Genomic DNA, 17,090 nt, shown 5'->3' with positions numbered 1-17,090 from the left:
AGTGTCAGTGCGCCGGACTGCCCGATGGAAGACTCATTTTACCGGAATGGGCGGCCCGTTTGCGCGCCGGCGTGCGGCTGCGCCACACATAACGCAACAGTCCCGGCAGCTGCAACGCCACCAGCACGGCGAAGCCGCAGCGGTAGGCCGCCGCCGGATACTGGTGCAGCAGGTTGGGCTGCCAGCAACCCAGCAGCTGGCCGAAGCCGGCCTGCACGGCGAACGCGCCCAGGAAGATCAGCAGGTTGAGGCAGGTGGCGGCCCGCCCCGTCAGGGCCGGCGGCATGCTCTGCGCGACGATGGCGTATTCGATGCCGGTAATGGTCCCCACCAGCGTAAACAGCACCGACAGCAGCTGGTAGCTGGGCGCGTAGCCGATCACGAAACCGAGCTGCACGGCGATGAACAGGGCGATGCCGGCCGCCGCCACCGTCAGCGGCCGCACGCCGCGCCGGCCGGCCCATTCCGTCACCATGCCCACGAAGATGGCGCCGAAGATGATGGCGGCCATGCCCAGGTACAGCAGATAGGCCACGGCCGCGTCGGCAAAGCGGGCCACGTCGCTCAGCCAGCGCCCTATCCACAGCCCCTGCATGCCGAAGAATACCGTGTGCGGCACCAAGACCAGGGCCGCCGTCTCGCGGAAGGCCGGGTGGCGGTAGACGTCGAGCACGGCCTGGCGCGTGAGGGGCGCGCCGCGCGCGGGCGGCGGCGCCGGCGACAGCACATGGATCAGCAGGGCGATGGCCGCCGCCGCCAGCCCCAGGCCGATGAACAGGCCGCGCCAGTCCGTGTAGTGCAGCGCCAGCCGCACCGGCAAGGTGGCCGAGGCGGCGCCCAGCCCGCCCACGGCGATCAGGTAGCCGTGCACCGACGGCAGCCTGGCCGGGGCGATCCAGGTCGAGATGGCCTTCACGGCCGACATGAAGCAGCCGCCCAGCCCCAGGCCGATGATGGCCCGGGCCCACATCAGCTGCACGAAGCTGTGGCCGCCCGCGAAGGCCAGCGCGCCCAGCGCCGCCACCAGCAGCAGCACCGGCTGCACCCGGCGCGGCCCCCAGCGGTCGAGCGCCATGCCCACCGGCAGCTGGACCAGGGCGAAGGCGAAGAAGAAGGCGCTGGTCAGCAGGCCCAGCTGGCCCGGCGTGAGCCCCAGCGCCGCCACCAGCTGGGGCGCCAGCATGGCGTTCACGGTGCGCAGCAGGCACGACAGGTAGTGCCCCAGTGCGAACGGCAAGAACACCAGGCAGAACATGGCCACGGCGCCCAGCTGTCCCGGTTGGCGGATGGGCGCGGCCACGGCGCGCTCCCTAGGCCGCGCTGCTGTGCGCCACGCAGGCGCCGGCGCCGTCCTCGTCGTGGCGGGCCGGCGTCAGCGGGATCACCTTGCGCGGCGCCGACGGATGGCCGCCCCCTTCCGTCTCGAAGAAGAACTTGTCGCGCCCGAAGGCCGGGCGCAGGTCGTCCATCCAGGTCGCCTGCGGGTCGTAGCGGGCGTAGAACGGCTTGCGCACCCAGTCGGCGTTGCGCGCTTGCAGGAACTGCAGCGCGAACACCTTCTCGCCGGCGATGTTGGCCACGCCGTCGATCACCACCTTGCCGGGGAAGGCGCTCATGGACGGGCCGCGCACGGTGCGCGCCAGGCCCGACACCATCTGGTAGGCGGCCTGGAAGATCTCGTGCGCCTTCACCAGCGGCAGCTGGAAATATGCGCGCGGGCCCGTGTCGCGCTCGACGAACATGTAATAGGGGATGGCGCCCAGCCGTACCCCCGTCTGCCACAGTTCGGCCCAGCTCTTCGGGTCTTCGTTGATGTGGCGGATCAGCGGCCCCTGCATGCGCAGCGTGGCGCCGGTGCCCACGATGCGCTTGACAGCCTGCTGGGCGATGGGCTGGCGCAGCTCCACGGCGTGGTTGTAATGGCCCATGATGGCCATGTTCTTGCCGGCCGCGACCACCCGCTCGAACAGGCGCAGCAGGTCGTCGGCGTCGGCGTCCGTCACGAAGCGCTGCGGCCAGTAGGCCACCGACTTGGTGCCGATGCGGATGTTCTGGATGTGGGCCAGCTCCGGCACCAGCAGCGGCTCGATGTAGGAGGCCAGCGAGCGGGTGTTCATGATCAGCGGGTCGCCGCCCGTGATCAGCACGTCCGTCACTTCCGGGTGCAGCTTCAGGTATTCGGCCAGCTCGTGCGACTCGCGGGCGTCGAACTTCATGTCGTCCATGCCCACGAACTGGGGCCAGCGGAAGCAGAAGGTGCAATAGGCGTGGCAAGTCTGGCCGGCGCTGGGGAAGAACAGCACGGTCTCCTTGTACTTGTGCTGCAGGCCCCGCAGCGGGGCGTCGTTCACGCGCGGCACATTGTGCGTCATCTGGCCGGCCGGGTGCGGGTTCATGCGCATGCGGATGGCGCGCACCAGCTGCACCAGGGCGGCCTGGTCGCCGCGTCCCAGCACCAGCTCGCGCAGGCGGACGTACTCGTGCTCGGGCAGCATGTCGCGGTGGGGGAAGGTGAGGCGGAAGATGGGATCGTCCGGGATGTTGTTCCAGTCGATCAGATGGTCCATCACATAGGCGTTGGTGCGAAACGGCAGCACGTGCGAAACCACCTGCACGGCTTCGCGCAGTTCGGGCGGCATGGCGGCCCACTGGGGCGCCTGGGCGATGGTCTGGCGGATATAAGGCTTGAACTTGACGCTGGCGGCTTCGGTAGTCATGGCGTGCTCCTGTCGCGGTGGGGTTGCCGGGAATTCCATGCTAGGCCGCGGCCGGGCGGCGGGATTGCCGTACATCAACAGGTGGTGCAAAAAGTTGCGTTGTGGAACAAATCCTTGAGGCGTCGCGGCCGGCGCGGCGGCGCAGGCCGCGCGCTTGCGCTAGCGCAAGCGGCGGACGGCGCCGGCGGCGTACAGTACGTCATGCGCACAGGCAACATTTTCCCTCCGCACCACGCAAAGGACAGACATGACACGCACACCGCACACCGCTGCCGCGGCCGCCCTGGCCCTGGCCCTGGCCGGGCTGGCCGGCATGGCCGGCGCCGCCAACGAACCGACTGAAAAGGACGCCATCGCCATGGCCGAACGGGGCGCCGCCTACATGAAGGCCCACGGCCGCGACGAAATGATGAAGCGCATCAGCGCCAAGGACCCGGACTTCGTGCAGGGCGCGCTGTACGTGGACATGCGCGACCTGCACACGGGCATCGTGCTGGCCCACCCCATCAATCCCTCCATCGTGGGCAAGGACTTGCTCGACGTGCCCGACGCCAGCGGCAAGCGCTACCGGCGCGACATCATCGAGCTGGCCCAGAAGCAGGGCAAGGGCTGGGTCGACTACCAGTACAAGAATCCCACCAGCGGCAAGATCGAACCGAAGACCACCTACATCCTGCGGGTGGGCGACGTGGTGCTGGAGGCCGGCATCTACAAGAAATAAGGGACGGCCTGCCCGCGCTGGCGCGGCCGCCTCATCCATCCACCTGCGGCGGGAGTCGTCATGCTCAACAAACTGAAGATAGGGCCGAAACTGCTGCTGGCGCCCGGCCTGGTGCTGCTGCTGCTGCTGTGCACCTCGGCCGCCGGCTACTACGGCATGGTGCGCCAGAACGCCTCGCTGGAAAACCTGGTGCAGGTGCGCGCGGCGCGCCTGAAGGCGGCGGCCGACGTGGGCGGCGAAGCCAAGCACGCGCACGCCAACATCTACCAGCTGCTGGCCTGGACCAACGGCAGCTTCGCCCAGCAGCGGCTGGACGCCCTGGCGCGCGAACTGCGCGCCCGCCACGTGGCCATCGCCGCCCAGCTGGCGGCGCTGGCGGCCGTGGCCGACCCGGCCGAACGGACCTTCGTGGACGCCTCCAGCGAGGCACTGGCGGCCTACCGCAAGGCGGTGCAGGAAACCATGGAGCTGGCCCAGATGGACCAGTCGATCGCGGCCAACTCCATGGCCCGCGCCGAGCAGCAGTTCGGCCGCCTGAACGGGGCGCTGGCCAGGCTGGCGGCGCTGGAGCAGCAGCTCAGCGTACAGGCCCACGCCCGCGCCAAGGCCGAGTTCCACACGCTGGGCGCTACCATGGCCGGCCTGTTGCTGCTGTCGGTGGCGCTGTCGCTGCTGGTGACGATGCGGGTGCGCGGCGCCATGCTGCGCGACATCCGCGCCATCGCCGCCGTGGTGGTGCAGCTGGCCGCCGGCAAGCTGGCCGCGGGCGCCCGCAACGACGGCCACGACGAGATCGCCCACACGGCGCGCCTGCTGGACCGCACCATGGTCCAGCTCAACGCCACCCTGCGCACCATCCTGGGCGCCGTGCAGACCATCGATGTGGCGGCGCACGACATCGCCGGCGGCAATCTGGACCTGTCGGCCCGCACCGAGCGCCAGGCCGGCTCGCTGGAAGAGACGGCCAGCGCCATGGAAAGCCTGACGGCGGCCGTGCGCGACAACGCGGCCCACGCCCAGCAAGCCTGCCAGCTGGCCGACGGCGCCTCGCAGCTGGCCGAACGGGGCGGCGCGGCCATGGGCCAGGCCGTGACCACCATGGAATCGATCCGCGCCAGCGCGCGCCAGATCGTCGACATCACGGGCGTGATCGACGGCATCGCCGCGCAGACCAACATCCTGGCCCTGAACGCAGCCGTCGAGGCGGCCCGCGCCGGCGAACAGGGCCGGGGCTTTGCCATCGTCGCCTCCGAGGTGCGCACGCTGGCCCAGCGCTCGGCCGCCGCCGCCAGCCAGATCAAGGGCTTGATCGCCACCTCGGTGGCCACCATCGACAGCGGCAGCGCCTCGGTGCAGCAGGCCGGCGAACGGATGGGCGAGCTGGCCGCCTCGGTGCGCCAGGTGAACGACATCATCCGCCGCATCAGCGCGGCCAGCGCCGACCAGGCCCAGGGCATCGCCGAAGTGAACCAGGCCGTGGGCCAGATGGACGAAGTGACCCAGCAGAACGCGGCCCTGGTGGAACAGGCCGCCGCCGCCGCCGCCAGCCTGCAGGACCAGGCCGAGAACCTGACCCGCGCCGTGGCCGTGTTCCAGCTCGACGAGACGGCTGCCCCCGCGGACGCGCCGGCCATGGGACGGGCGCAAGGTGCGGCAACGGTTGCGGCGATGGCTATGGCGGCGGCACCGCCATCGGCTGCCGCCGCATCGGCCGCCATCCAGGCCAGGCGGCCGCGCCAGCCGCAACGGCCGGCGCCAACCATGACAAATGCACATCAAACGGGCGCCCGCCATCCCCGCCACGCGTAAAAATCGTCCTCCGCCGTCACTTTTCCCGCCAATTTCACGCAACGGGAAGCCGGAAGCGGCGATAATCGGGGATAGGCAGGCCAGCGCGAGGGGGCCGGCTGGTTTATAGTGCTGCTTTTGTATCGCGCCGCTGTTGACCGTGCCGCCCTGCCCGCGCCGCCCTGCGCAGCCGCCGCTGCGGCCGTCGCCGCAGCCGCTCCCTTACCCGATAAGCGCCATGACCTCAGCCGCAGTCCCAGCCTTGCCAGTCGAAAACACGGTGGAAGACGCCCTGCTGCGTTCCATCCGCATCCCGCCGCGGCCCAGCCTGCTGGTCGACCTGCAGCAGGAACTGGCCGAGCCGGACCCGTCGCCGCGCCGCATCGCCCGCATCATCGGCAACGACGTGGGCATGTCGGGCGCCCTGCTCAAGCTGGCCAACTCGCCGTTCTACGGTGCCGGGCGCAAGGCCAAGTCGGTGGAACAGGCCATCAACTTCCTCGGCATCAACCACTGCGCGGCCCTGCTCACAGGCCTGCTGGCCAAACAGGCCATCGAAGGCAACGAGGCCACCCTGGACCAGTTCTGGGAAGTGTCGGCCCGGCGCGCCCAGGCCCTCGTGTTCACCTCGCGCCAGCTGCGCGTCGCCCCGCCCGACATCGCCCACACTTTCGGCCTGTTCTGCGACATCGGCGTGCCGCTGCTGATGAACCGCTTCCCCGGCTACGTGGACACCTTCGCCGCCGCCAGCAACGACCCGGTGCGCCGCTTCACGGAAGTGGAGGATGCCCGCCACCAGACCAACCACGCCGCCATCGGCTGCCTGCTGGCCCGCAACTGGGGCCTGTCGCCGGACGTGTCATGGGCCATCCTGCTGCACCACGACTACCGGGTGCTGGACGACCCGGCCACCGACGATGCCGTGCGCTCGCTGGTGGCGCTGTCGGTGCTGGCGGAAAAAGGCATCCAGCGCTACCACGGCAACGCCGTCTCGCTGGAGTGGGAAAAAGGCGGCGCCCCGGCCTGCCGCCACCTGGGCCTGTCGGAAGACGAGACGGCCGACCTGCTAGACGAACTGCACGAAACCTTTCATAACGAACGCTAGGCCGCAGCGGCCGCGCGCTGTTCCGGGCGCGCCGCCGCGCCCGCCCGGACCGCCCTCAACAAGAAGAAACCATGCCCAAGAACAAGCGCCCCGTCCCCCGTAAATCCGCCGACACGCCCGAGCTCAAGGATGAGCTGCTGACCCGCAACCTGTGCGAACTGGCCCTCGAGCTGGCCGAGCAGGAAGAACCCGAGGCCATGAGCGAGCTGCTGCGCCAGCGCGAGAGTACCTTCCACAAGCTGGTGCGCAAGCTGCTCAACCAGCACAAGGACGAGGTACTGTACGGCGCCGTCGAGCAGGCCAAATACGAGGACGTGGGCGCCTACCAGTACCTGCGCGCGGCCATCGAGGAAGCGGCCGGCACCGTGCTGCTGCGGCGCGACAACGCGCCCGAGCTGGAAATCGACGCCTTCGCCATCCCCCTGTTCGTGCACAGCACAGGCGGGCTGGACCCGGCCCACGACTTCCAGGACCCGGACGCCTACGACGCCCTGCTGGCCAGCTTCGTGCAAGGCCAGCTGGAAAGCCCCAAGGCCAAGGTGGTGCTGATCGGCCACGCTTACGACCTGGGCGAGATGGACCGCATCACCTACAGCGAACTGCACGAGATGGTGCGCGAGGCGGCCACCTCGATGACGGACAAGAAGCTGGTGCCCACGCCCGCCATCGAGCGCAGCCTGGCCGGCTGGAGCCCGGCCGGCTTCGGCCCGGACGACGCGGCCGTCGAACTGCGCTTCCTGGTCGGCTTCGCCCTCAAGCGGGCCGACGACCCGTTCTACAAGGTGCCGGCCGGCGAGGCGGCGGCCGACGCCTATTTCGCCCGCCGCATGGCACACTACCAGCGCTGGACGGAACAGTACGCGCCGCTGGTGCAGCGCTGCCTGGGCGGCGCCCGGCCGCTGCAACTGAACTTCCTGTACCAGGATCTGTTCTTCGGCGCCAAGCAGCAGGGCGTGGCCGAACACGACATGCTGCAGCTGCTGGCCACGCTGAACCAGGCGCTGGCCGAACGGGGCGCGGACCCGGCCCAGGCCACGGCCATCGTCGGCCCGGCCGACGTCGACCACGAGATGCAGCTGCGCACCTGCCTCTACCTGGACGGCGCCGAGCTGGCCGCCTGCGACAAGCCGCTCGACTTGGGCGCCGACCTGGAAACGGAAGTGGCCGACTTGCGCGACGCGCTGGCCAGCATCGGCCTGCGCCAGCTGTCCGTGGCCCTGAAATTCGACCCCAGCGGCGCCCCCGTCGAGCCGCAACCGCTGTAACGTCCGGGCCGATCGGGGCGTACCCCGGGCCGTTTGACAGCGGCCGGACAGCCGAGGATACTGGGCCTAGGCAGCCTGTCGGACTTAGGGAGTCGAAGCGAAAAAATAGCTGGGCGAGGCCAGATTTTGACGATTTCGCAGTGCCCATAGCGAGCTATGGGCCGAGAAAGCGGCGAAATATGGGCCGTCCCAGGTATTTTTGCAGCCGACGATCCTAAGTCCGGCAGGCTGCTAGTAGCGGCCCCCCGGCCGCGGCCTGGGCGGCGCAGGCGTCAAGCTCCGCCGTACGATGACGGCGCCCCACGCTGGCGCCGCGGAGGAGAGTAGTCATGTTGAGCCGCATTGCCATCCTGTGCCTTGCCCTGCTGGCGGGCTGCGCCAGCGCGCCGCGCGACAGTGCCGTCGGTCCCGCGCCGGCCGGCCTGTTCCAGGACCAGTTGTTCGGGCCGCCGTCGGCCGCCGTCAGCGCCGCCGACCTGTTTACCGTCACCCCGGCCATGGACGCCTATCTGCAAGAACAGGTGCTGCGCAAGCAGCACGGCAAGGACAAGCGCCAGGCCCTGTTCAACGCGCTGTACCGTCACGACAAGCTGCAGCTCGAATACGATTCGACCATGACCCGCAACGCCGAGCAGACGTTTACGGCGCGGCGCGGCAACTGCCTGTCGCTCGTCATCATGACGGCCGCCCTGGCCCACCAGCTGGGACTGGAAGTGCAATACCAGAGCATCACCATGGACGATGCGTGGAGCCGCAGCGGCAACCTGTATTTTTCCAGCGGCCACGTCAACCTGATCCTGGGCCAGCCCAAGCTGGACCTGAGCAAGGGCTATAACTCCCAGCAATACATGACGGTGGACTTCATTCCCATCCCGGAACTGGCCAAGCAGCAGGCCCAGCAGCTCGACGAGCGCACCGTGGTGGCCATGTACATGAACAACCGGGCCGCTGAACTGCTGGCGCAAAAGCAACTCGACGACGCCTACTGGTGGGCCCGCAAGGCGATCGACCAGGACCCCGGCTTTCTCAACGCCTACAACACCCTGGGCGTGATCTACCAGCACCATGGCGACCTGGCGGCGGCCGAGCAGGTGCTGCGCCACGCCTGGAACCGCGCTCCCGGCAACACCGTATTCCTGTTCAACCTGGCCCAGGCGCTGGCCGACCTGGGCCGCACCGAGGAGGCGCAAACGCTGCGTGCCCGGCTGGCCCAGCTGGAACCGTATCCGCCGTTCTATTTCTTCAACCAGGGCCAGCAGGCCATGCGGGCCGGCGACTATGACCGCGCCCGCAAGCTGTTCCAGCGCGAACTGGACCGTTCGCCCGACTACCATGAATTCCATTTCTGGATCGCGGTGGCCTCGTTCAAGCTGGGCGACCTGGCCCAGGCCGACCGCCACATGAAACAGGCCATGGAGAACAGCACCACGCGCGGCGACCACGACCTGTATGCGGCCAAGCTGGACCGGCTCAAGGCCTACGAGGCGCAGCCGGCCAGGCAGTAGCGGGCCGGTGCCCATGGCCGGCGTGGCGGCGGCAACCGGGGCAGCACCGGCGGTAGCGCCGCCCGCGGCGGACATGCGCCTGTGGCGGGCCAGCCGCGGCGCCGGCTTGACAGAATGTTGCGGGTGCGCAACAATTGCAAAAAAAGTAAACTGTCAGCCCGCCTCCGCCCAAGGATACCGCCATGCACCGATTCTGGTCCGCTCTTACGCTCGCTAGCCTGCTGACTGCCTGCGGTGGCGGCGGTGGCGGCAGCCCGGCCTCCGTGACCGGCGCCGCGTTGACCTTCGCGCCCAACCCGCTGGCCATCGCGGCGGCCGCCGGCACGTCCGCCACGGCCACCGTCAACGCCAGCGTGAACCGGCCCGCCGACTTCGACAGTTCCACCGTGTTTGCCTACCTGGTCGATGGTGCCGGCGTGCTGTTGCCCAACGCCCAGCTGGTACACGATTCCAGCCTGGCCTACCACGCCACCGTGCAAACGGCGCCCACCCTGGCGGCCGGCCGCTACCAGGGCAATTTCACCGTCAAGCTGTGCCGTGACAGCGGCTGCGCCAGCCAGTACCCCGGCTCGCCCATGATGCTGCCCTACGACATCCAGGTCACGCCGGCCGGCACGCCCCCCTTCAGTGCCAGCAGCAGCGCCCCGCTGACGGTCACCTTGTACCAGGGTGGCGCCCTGCCGCCGCCCGCCGCCATCCATGTCCAGGCCGGCGGGCGCAGCTGGACCGCTGCCAGCGGCGCACCCTGGCTGGTGCTGGGCAGCACCAGCGGCAGCGGCGACGCCACCGTGACGGCCAGCTATGCGGCGAGCGGCCTGGCGCCCGGCCAGTACAGCACCGCCATTACGCTGACGGCCGGCGACGGCCAGGTGGCCAGCTTGCCCGTCACGCTGACGGTGCTGGCGCCGGCCTTCCAGGTCAACAGCGACGGCGTGGTGTTCACGGCCATCAACGGTGCCCCCATCGCGCCCCAGAGTGTGCAGTTCGCCATCAATAACGCCCAGGCCACGCGCTGGGACGCCGCCAGCAGCGCGCCCTGGCTGCGCGCCAGCCCCAGCCAGGGTGTCACCCCGGCCACCAGCACGCTGTCGATCGATCCCACGGCGGGCTCGCTGGCCAGCGGCAGCTACAGCGCCACCCTGACCCTGACCGCCAGCGGCATCGCGCCGCGCCTGCTGCCGGTAGCGTTGCAGCTGGTGCGCCCCACCTTGCTGGCGTCCAGTCCCAGCGTGACGCTGGGCGGCACTTATGGCCGTGATTTCAGCGCACGCAACCTGACGCTCAGCCTCAACACGGGCAACAACCTGTGGCCTTGGCTGATGAGCCTCCCGCCGGCCTGGGCCAACGCCAATGTGCTGACCGGTAATGTCGGCAATGCCGGCAGCACCGTCGTGCTCACCCCCAGCCCGGCGGCCGCCCCCATCGGCAGCAGCAGCACCCGCCTGCTGGTCTCGGCCACCGTGAACGGCGATCTGCTCACCCTGCCCGTCACGCTGGCCCTCAACAAGGATCAGCACAAGCTGCTGCCGGCCGAAACGGGCGTGGCCCTGAGCAGCTCGCCGGCCTGGTCCCGCTTAAGCCGCAGCATCGCCATGGTCGACAATTATGGCCAGACGCCGGCCTGGACGGCGGCGAGCGACAAGGCGTGGCTGACGGTGAGCGGCAGCGGCGCCAGCCTGTCCCTGACGGCCGACCCCGGCAGCCTGGCGCAAAACAGCCTCAACTACGCCACCGTCACCGTCACGCCCGCCGACAGCGCCATGGCGGCGGTGCCGATCCGGGTCGCATTCTGGAAAGGCAGCGCCAGCCCCACGGCGCCCATGTCGCCCCATCCCCTGTACCGCAACGTGGTGGCCGATCCGATCCGACCGCTGGTGTACGTCCACAACGGCGGCACCAGCGTCGATGTCTACCACGTGCACACGGGCCAGCTGGTCGATACCCTGACCGGCTTTGGCGGCGCGCTGGGCGACATGGCCGTGTCGGCCGACGGTGCGCTGCTGTACGCCTATACGCTGGACAAGGGCGTAATGGAAGTGCGGGCGCTGGCCACCAAGGCCGTGCAGCAGCGCTGGTCGCTGCCGCACCAGCCGGACCGCAGTGCGCGCCTGGCGCTGCTGCGCCCGAACGGCGTCGACCTGCTCGCCCTCAACGACGGCAGCATCTACACCAGCACCGGCAGGCTGCTGGCCAGCTTGCCGATCCAGGGCGGCACGCTGAGCGCGGCGCCCGACGGCAAGCGCCTCTACGTGCAGGAGGAAGGGGGCACGGCCATCCACCTGAGCACCTACGGCATCGACTACGCCGAGGTGGGCGGCGGCACCCTGTTCGCGGCCCTGTTGCCGGCGGCCACCCACCTGGGCAACGGCAGCGGCGGCCAGGACCTGGCCGCCAGCGCCGACGGCAACTATCTGTACGCGGCCAGCAGCACGCCCACCCAGTGCAGCGTGCTCAACACGCGCGACCTGGGCACGCTGTCCTACCTGGCCAGCGGCGGCTATGCGCCCACCAATGTGGAAGTGGGCAGCGATGGCCGCATCTATTGCGGCGTGGCCGGCAAGAGCAGCACCACGACCGACGTGTGGGTCTACGACGCGCTCGGCGCGCTGCATCAGCAGCTCAAGTTCGTGCCCGCCGGGCGCCAGCTGGCCCCGCGCCAGATGGTCATTTCCGGCGACGGCTTCATGTTGATCGGGCTCACCGATGATGGCGTGCTCAACATCGTGCCGGTGGGGCCGTAGGCAGCAGACAGACGGCCGGTCAGCCATCGCAGGATCAACTCCGGGCCACGTCGGCTTGCTCCAGCAGCACCGGCCGCAGTCCATGCGTGGCGCAGTGGCGCAGATAATCGTGTCGCCGGTCCTGCGCGGTAATGCGGCGCAGCACGGCGCCGTCCGCAGCCAGATACTCCACCGCGCCGGTGACCACGACAAAGACCACCAGCGGCGTGTCGCCGGTGGCCTGCCACCAGTCGACATTACCCTCCGGTTCGTACACATAGGCGTGCGGGCCCAGCTGTTCGCCCGTTCCCAGTTGCCGGTAGCCTTCGAGATTGAAGGCGTGTACATGGCCGGTATGCCGGTGCAGTCCCAATTTAACGCCAGGCGCCAGGCGCATCAATTCCACCCAGCCCGCGTCGCCGGGCAAAAATTGCAATGGTCGCGACCATTTCCCCTCCCCTTCCACGATCCACTCAGGGCCCAGCGTTGTGTATTGTGCAGTTTGCATATTCCAGCCTTTCAAAAAAGTGATGGGACTTCAGAAGGTGTAGATCAGGCCGCCATTGACGGTGTGTTGCGTCGCCCCCGGGGCCGGCACGTCTTGCCAGTAGGCCGCCACCGGGAACGCGGCATCACGACTGTTGCGCACCACGGCGGCCGTGGCCCACAGCGTGAGGGCCGGGGCGAAGCTGTGCTCCCAGCCGCCGCTCAACAGCAGGGCGCGCGCGTCGGTCACATTGGTGCGCGCGCCGTAGATACCGAGGCGCAGCAGATCGCGGGCGCCGACCTTGCGGTTGACCCCGGCCCACACATGCTGCAGCGACGTGTCGCTGCCGGCCGCGGCGTCGGGCGCGCGCACCAGGTTGTAGGCGGCAAACCAGGCGTTGACGCCTTGCTCGTAGCGGGCGCCCGCGATCAGTTCGTGCGACGCCTCAAACAGGTCCGACAGATGCCCCTGCTGATCGCGGGTGGCGTCGTAGATTGCCCGGAAATCCAGGCCTCCCCGCTGGTAGCTGAGCACGCCCGCGGTGGTGCGGCAGGCGCGCTCGCCCACGCTGGCCTGTAAGCCGATGGCCAGGCCGCCACGCCCGGCGCTGCGATAGCCGACCGTACGGCTCCACGCATTCCAGCTATGGCCCTTGGTCAGCGTGGCGGAACCGGACCAGTTCAGGCCCATCGGATCGATATACCAGACGTCGTTGCTGTAAGCCATGGAGCGGCCCGCTTCCAGCTTGCCCCAGGTCTTGCTCTCCACGCCCAGCGTGGCATAGCGGCTGAACAGCAAGCCGTCGCTGCCGACGGTGCCGGTGGCGGTATTGAAGCCGCTTTCCAGCCGGGTCAGCAGTTGCAGATCGGGCGTCAAGGCCTCGGCCGCCTGCATGCCGACCAGGCTGGTGCCCCATTCGCTGTTCGAGGCGCGCATGACGTGCCCGTTGTGCGCGCCGATGTGGTCGACGTAGGACAGCCCGGCGGTCACCGTACCGTACATGGTGGGGGCGTCGGTGGCATGGGCGGATGCCATGGCGATCAGCAGCGCGGCGCTGGCCAGGAGGCGGTGCAGCTTAGACGGCATAAGGTTGGTGAATGAATTGAACAGGTGTACAGTGTCGCAAGCTAGGGCCTGGGCCAGCAGAGCCAGTCCGGGCAACTTTCAGGGTGCCGGTTGGGACGCTTCCGTACCGGTTTTTACAGCCACTACAGGTCCCGATGGCGCCAGTTCTTCCGATTACCCTTGCGCTGCCGGCGCGTGGCTCCCGGCAAATCCTGCGTTCCATGCACCAGCAGATGCGGGCCGCCATCGTCGATGGCCGGCTGGCGGCCGGTTTGCGCTTGCCCGGCTCGCGCACGCTGGCCGAGCACTGCGGCGTTTCGCGCAATTGCGCCATGGCCGTGTACGACTTGCTGCTGAGCGAGGGATTGGTCGCGGCGCGGCCCGGCGGCGGCACGTTCGTATCCGACATCTACCCGGCCGATCCACCCCGCGCAACAAACGTGGCGGCCGACCGGACTGCCTTGCTGCTGCCGCGCTGGCGCAATGAGCCCACCGTGCTGCGACCGTCGCCGGCAGCGCAGTTCGAATACGATTTCATCGTGGGCTTGCCCGATACCACCCAGTTTCCATTCGATACCTGGCGCCGCCTGGACGGCCGCGCGGTGCGCCAGCTGGAGCGCGCGCCGGCCGAATACGCGGCGCCGGAAGGACGGGCGGCGCTGCGGACGGCGATCGCCAAGCATGTCTCGTTTGCCCGTGCCGTGGCCTGCGGCGGCGGCGACGTGCTGGTCACTTCCGGCGCGCAGCAAGCCTTCGACCTGCTGGCGCGCATTTTCATCGAGCCGGGCAAGACCAAGGTAGCGATCGAAGATCCGGGCTATCCGCCGTTGCGCTGGGCGCTGGAAAGCGCCGGCGCCGTGCTGGTCCCGGTGCCGGTGGACGCGCAAGGCATGGTGGTCGATCGCATTCCGGACGACGCGCGGCTGATCTGCGTGACGCCGTCCCACCAGTTTCCGATGGGGCAGGCCATGTCGCTGCAGCGTCGCATGGCCTTGCTGGCGTTCGCGCGCGAGCACGGCAGCCTGATCGTCGAAGACGATTACGATGGCGAGTTCAGCCATTCGTCGCAGCCGCTGGATGCGCTGAAAAGCCTGGACCGTGCCGACTCGGTGTTTTATGTGGGAACCTTCTCCAAGAGCCTGTTTCCCGGCCTGCGGCTGGGCTATGTCATCGCCCCGGCTTGGGCCCGTCCCGCCCTGGTCGGCGCCAAACAGCGCAGCGACTGGCATGGCGCGGTCGCGGCGCAGGACACCCTGGCGGCCTTCATCGACGATGGCTACCTCGCCCGCCACATCCGCAAAATGCGCCAGGTCTACAGCCAGCGCAAGCAGATCCTGATGCAAGCCCTGCAGCGCCATGTGCCTGGCAAATTGTCGGTGATCCCGGCCGCAGGAGGGCTGCATATCGCCGCGCTGCTGCCCGATGGCGACCCGGCCACACAGGTCGTCGCGGCGGCGGCAGCGGCGGGGATCCGCATCGAGCCGGTCAGCCAGTATGCGCTGGCCGCCGCGCCGCCGAACGGGCTAGTGTTTGGACTGGGCCTGCTTCCCACGCACCTGATCGATCAAGCCGTGCTGCGCCTGGCCAGGCACCTGCGATAGCGTCGTGGGCGCCTTGCGGCGGACTTGGATGGCGTGACGATGGGATGCGGTACCGGATGCGGCCGTCTGCAGATGCTACCATCGTGTAGAATCTTTGATAATTACAAATTATCTAACAATATATGAAAACAAATGCATCCGCGGCGACTTATATCGTTTTCTTGTGCACACTGCTGTCTGCTTGCGGCGGTGGAAATAGTTCTACGCCACCAAGCACTTCTTCATTAACGGGCAGCGTCAGCAATCTGACCGCATCAGGTCTGGTGCTATCGAATGGCACGGATACCGTTGCCGTAGCGCCGTATGCCACCAGTATCACGTTCCCAACAAAAATAGCTAACGGCACGGCCTACCACGTGAGCATCGCCAGCCAACCACCGGGTTTCACGGATATTTGCGTGCTCAATAATGGCGTCGGTACGGTGAGCAATTCCGGCGCCCCAGACATCGCGATTGCATGCCACGCAGCCAGCGCTGTGGTTACCACGTTCGCCGGCAGTGGCGTTATGGGTAGCACTGATGGGGCAGGAACCGCAGCCAGTTTCAACTCCCCTGGACGTCTCGCAGTCGATGCGTCAGGGAACGTCTACGTGGCCGATACCGGCAACCACCTGATCCGAAAAATTACGCCGGCGGGTGTCGTCACTACGCTTGCCGGGAGCGGCGTACCGGGCAATAAAGACGGCACGGGTACTGCGGCCAGTTTTAATAATCCAGGCGGCGTGGCAGTCGACCTCAAGGGTAACGTCTATGTGGCCGACTCGCGCAACAACTTGATACGGACGATCACGCCAACTGGCGTGGTTGCTACACTTGCAGGTAATGGCAGGTATAACAGTGCAAACGGTATTGGAGCGGCCGCCAGTTTTGCTTTTCCAACTGATGTCACGGTGGACGTTGCCGGCAACGTCTATGTCGCTGACGCGTCAAATAACATGATCCGCAAAATTACCCCAGCAGGTCTGGTGACGACATACGCAGGCCTAGGCAGTCCTGACATACCTGCATTCGGCAATGGTCCTGCCTATGCTGCGGCCTTCAGGTTTCCCGACGGTATTACCATCGATGCCACGGGTAACGCTTATGTCGCCGATAGCCAAAACAATTCGATTCGCAAGATCTCTGTGGCCGGTATGGTCAGCTCGATTGCAGGTGACATCTATGCCAAGGGAGGCAGTACCAATGGTGTGGGGACTGCAGCGACGTTTTCTGCGCCTAACGGCGTTGCGGTCGATGTTACCGGTAGCGTCTACGTGGCAGATTCCGGGAACAACTTGATACGTAAGATCGCCGCCACAGGAACGGTGACGACCATAGCGGGCAATGCCAGCGACAGTAGTATCAATGGTACCGGTGTCGCCGCCAGTTTTCGCAATCCTGTCGGGCTCGCCCTGGACGCCGCCGGCAATATCTACGTATCCGATTCAGGAAGCCACTTGATACGTAAAATTAGTGCGCAGTAAAGTGCTTGAGTCTGAGCTGAGACAAAGCGCGTCAGTATCCGCCTAGAACCTGCCACAGCCGCAATTTTTCCGCATACGGCAAGGTGTAAGCGGGACTGCTCGATGGCAGTTGCACGATGCGATAGCGGGCCGCGTTCTCGCCCAGCACCTTCAGGCCCAGCCGGGCCGCCGTCCCACCGTTAAAAGCGATGGTGGTCAGCGCAGGCAAATCGGCAAGCAACGCCAGCAGATCGTTGTCGTTGCGGTTGCGGATCTGGCTGTCCAGGCTGCCCGCGCGATGGGCTTCCGCCACCACGTCCCACAGTCCCACCTGCCGTGCCAGCAAGGTTTGCAGGCGCGACGCGTAATCGAGCTCCACCAGATCGGCGCCCGTCACTGCCGACATCAACTGCCAGAACCGGTTTTGCCGGTTACCGTAATATTCCTGCCGCGCCAGCGACTGTTCGCCCGGCAAGCTCCCCAGCACCAGCAAGCGGGTGCGCTGGTCGACCACGGGGTCGAAGCAGCGCTTGCGCGTGGTGGCGGTGTCCTGGGCGATGACGGGTGTGTCCCGGGCGACGGGCGATGGGGTGGACATGAACAGGTACTCGGTGGCGTACGGCCCCATGCTGCACGGCAGTGGCGCGGGGCGCTGGTGATCGGAATGCCCGCCA

General features: G+C 67.8%; 13 protein-coding genes. 8 read left to right on the top strand and 5 right to left on the bottom strand.

Annotated elements, in window-relative coordinates; translation table 11 throughout:
- Positions 1–4 precede the first annotated feature (4 nt).
- Together AC3WOS_RS17585 and AC3WOS_RS17580 are read right to left on the bottom strand one after the other, a co-directional pair.
- Complete coding sequence (locus tag AC3WOS_RS17585; RefSeq protein ID WP_492717316.1) at positions 5–1,300, bottom strand: MFS transporter; 1,296 nt, start codon at positions 1,298–1,300, stop codon at positions 5–7.
- Between the two features lie 10 nt (positions 1,301–1,310).
- On the bottom strand, positions 1,311–2,717 hold the full coding sequence (locus AC3WOS_RS17580; protein WP_492717315.1) for a KamA family radical SAM protein: 1,407 nt from the start codon (positions 2,715–2,717) through the stop codon (positions 1,311–1,313).
- A 247-nt stretch (positions 2,718–2,964) separates the two neighbouring features.
- Between AC3WOS_RS17580 and AC3WOS_RS17575 the strand changes: the two genes are divergently transcribed.
- From AC3WOS_RS17575 to AC3WOS_RS17550, 6 genes are all read left to right on the top strand, one after another.
- Positions 2,965–3,438 (top strand): cache domain-containing protein, encoded by a 474-nt coding sequence (locus AC3WOS_RS17575; RefSeq protein WP_492717314.1) that lies wholly within the window; start codon positions 2,965–2,967, stop codon positions 3,436–3,438.
- 60 nt (positions 3,439–3,498) lie between these two features.
- Complete coding sequence (locus tag AC3WOS_RS17570) at positions 3,499–5,247, top strand: methyl-accepting chemotaxis protein (RefSeq protein ID WP_492717313.1); 1,749 nt, start codon at positions 3,499–3,501, stop codon at positions 5,245–5,247.
- A 217-nt stretch (positions 5,248–5,464) separates the two neighbouring features.
- A complete protein-coding gene (locus AC3WOS_RS17565; RefSeq protein ID WP_492717312.1) occupies positions 5,465–6,331 on the top strand; it encodes an HDOD domain-containing protein in 867 nt (288 codons plus the stop codon).
- Between the two features lie 71 nt (positions 6,332–6,402).
- On the top strand, positions 6,403–7,596 hold the full coding sequence (locus AC3WOS_RS17560; RefSeq protein WP_492717311.1) for a hypothetical protein: 1,194 nt from the start codon (positions 6,403–6,405) through the stop codon (positions 7,594–7,596).
- 329 nt (positions 7,597–7,925) lie between these two features.
- Positions 7,926–9,101, top strand: a complete 1,176-nt coding sequence (locus tag AC3WOS_RS17555; protein ID WP_492717310.1) for a tetratricopeptide repeat protein — start codon at positions 7,926–7,928, stop codon at positions 9,099–9,101.
- A 182-nt stretch (positions 9,102–9,283) separates the two neighbouring features.
- Complete coding sequence (locus AC3WOS_RS17550; RefSeq protein WP_492717309.1) at positions 9,284–11,842, top strand: BACON domain-containing protein; 2,559 nt, start codon at positions 9,284–9,286, stop codon at positions 11,840–11,842.
- A gap of 34 nt (positions 11,843–11,876) precedes the next feature.
- Here the strand turns inward: AC3WOS_RS17550 and AC3WOS_RS17545 are convergent, their stop codons facing one another.
- On the bottom strand, positions 11,877–12,329 hold the full coding sequence (locus AC3WOS_RS17545; protein ID WP_492717308.1) for a cupin domain-containing protein: 453 nt from the start codon (positions 12,327–12,329) through the stop codon (positions 11,877–11,879).
- A 30-nt stretch (positions 12,330–12,359) separates the two neighbouring features.
- Entirely contained in the window at positions 12,360–13,394 is a 1,035-nt protein-coding gene (locus AC3WOS_RS17540) for a porin (protein WP_492717307.1), read from the bottom strand.
- Between the two features lie 200 nt (positions 13,395–13,594).
- Here AC3WOS_RS17540 and pdxR point away from each other — a divergent pair, with 200 nt between their 5' ends.
- On the top strand, positions 13,595–14,974 hold the full coding sequence (gene pdxR, locus AC3WOS_RS17535; protein WP_492717306.1) for a MocR-like pyridoxine biosynthesis transcription factor PdxR: 1,380 nt from the start codon (positions 13,595–13,597) through the stop codon (positions 14,972–14,974).
- A 122-nt stretch (positions 14,975–15,096) separates the two neighbouring features.
- Positions 15,097–16,437 carry an NHL repeat-containing protein gene (locus tag AC3WOS_RS17530; protein ID WP_492717305.1) on the top strand — a complete coding sequence of 447 codons (1,341 nt, stop codon included), beginning with the start codon at positions 15,097–15,099 and terminating at the stop codon, positions 16,435–16,437.
- A 31-nt stretch (positions 16,438–16,468) separates the two neighbouring features.
- On the opposite strand, the gene AC3WOS_RS17525 is transcribed toward AC3WOS_RS17530, so the two are convergent.
- The gene (locus tag AC3WOS_RS17525; RefSeq protein WP_492717332.1) at positions 16,469–17,014 is read right to left on the bottom strand and encodes a DNA-deoxyinosine glycosylase; all 546 of its coding nucleotides are present in this window, start codon (positions 17,012–17,014) and stop codon (positions 16,469–16,471) included.
- Between the last annotated feature and the right edge of the window lie 76 nt (positions 17,015–17,090).

Source organism: Rugamonas sp. FW305-51, assembly GCF_058786935.1.
Note: the sequence above shows the minus strand (reverse complement) of the source record. Positions and strands in the feature narration are given on the sequence as shown.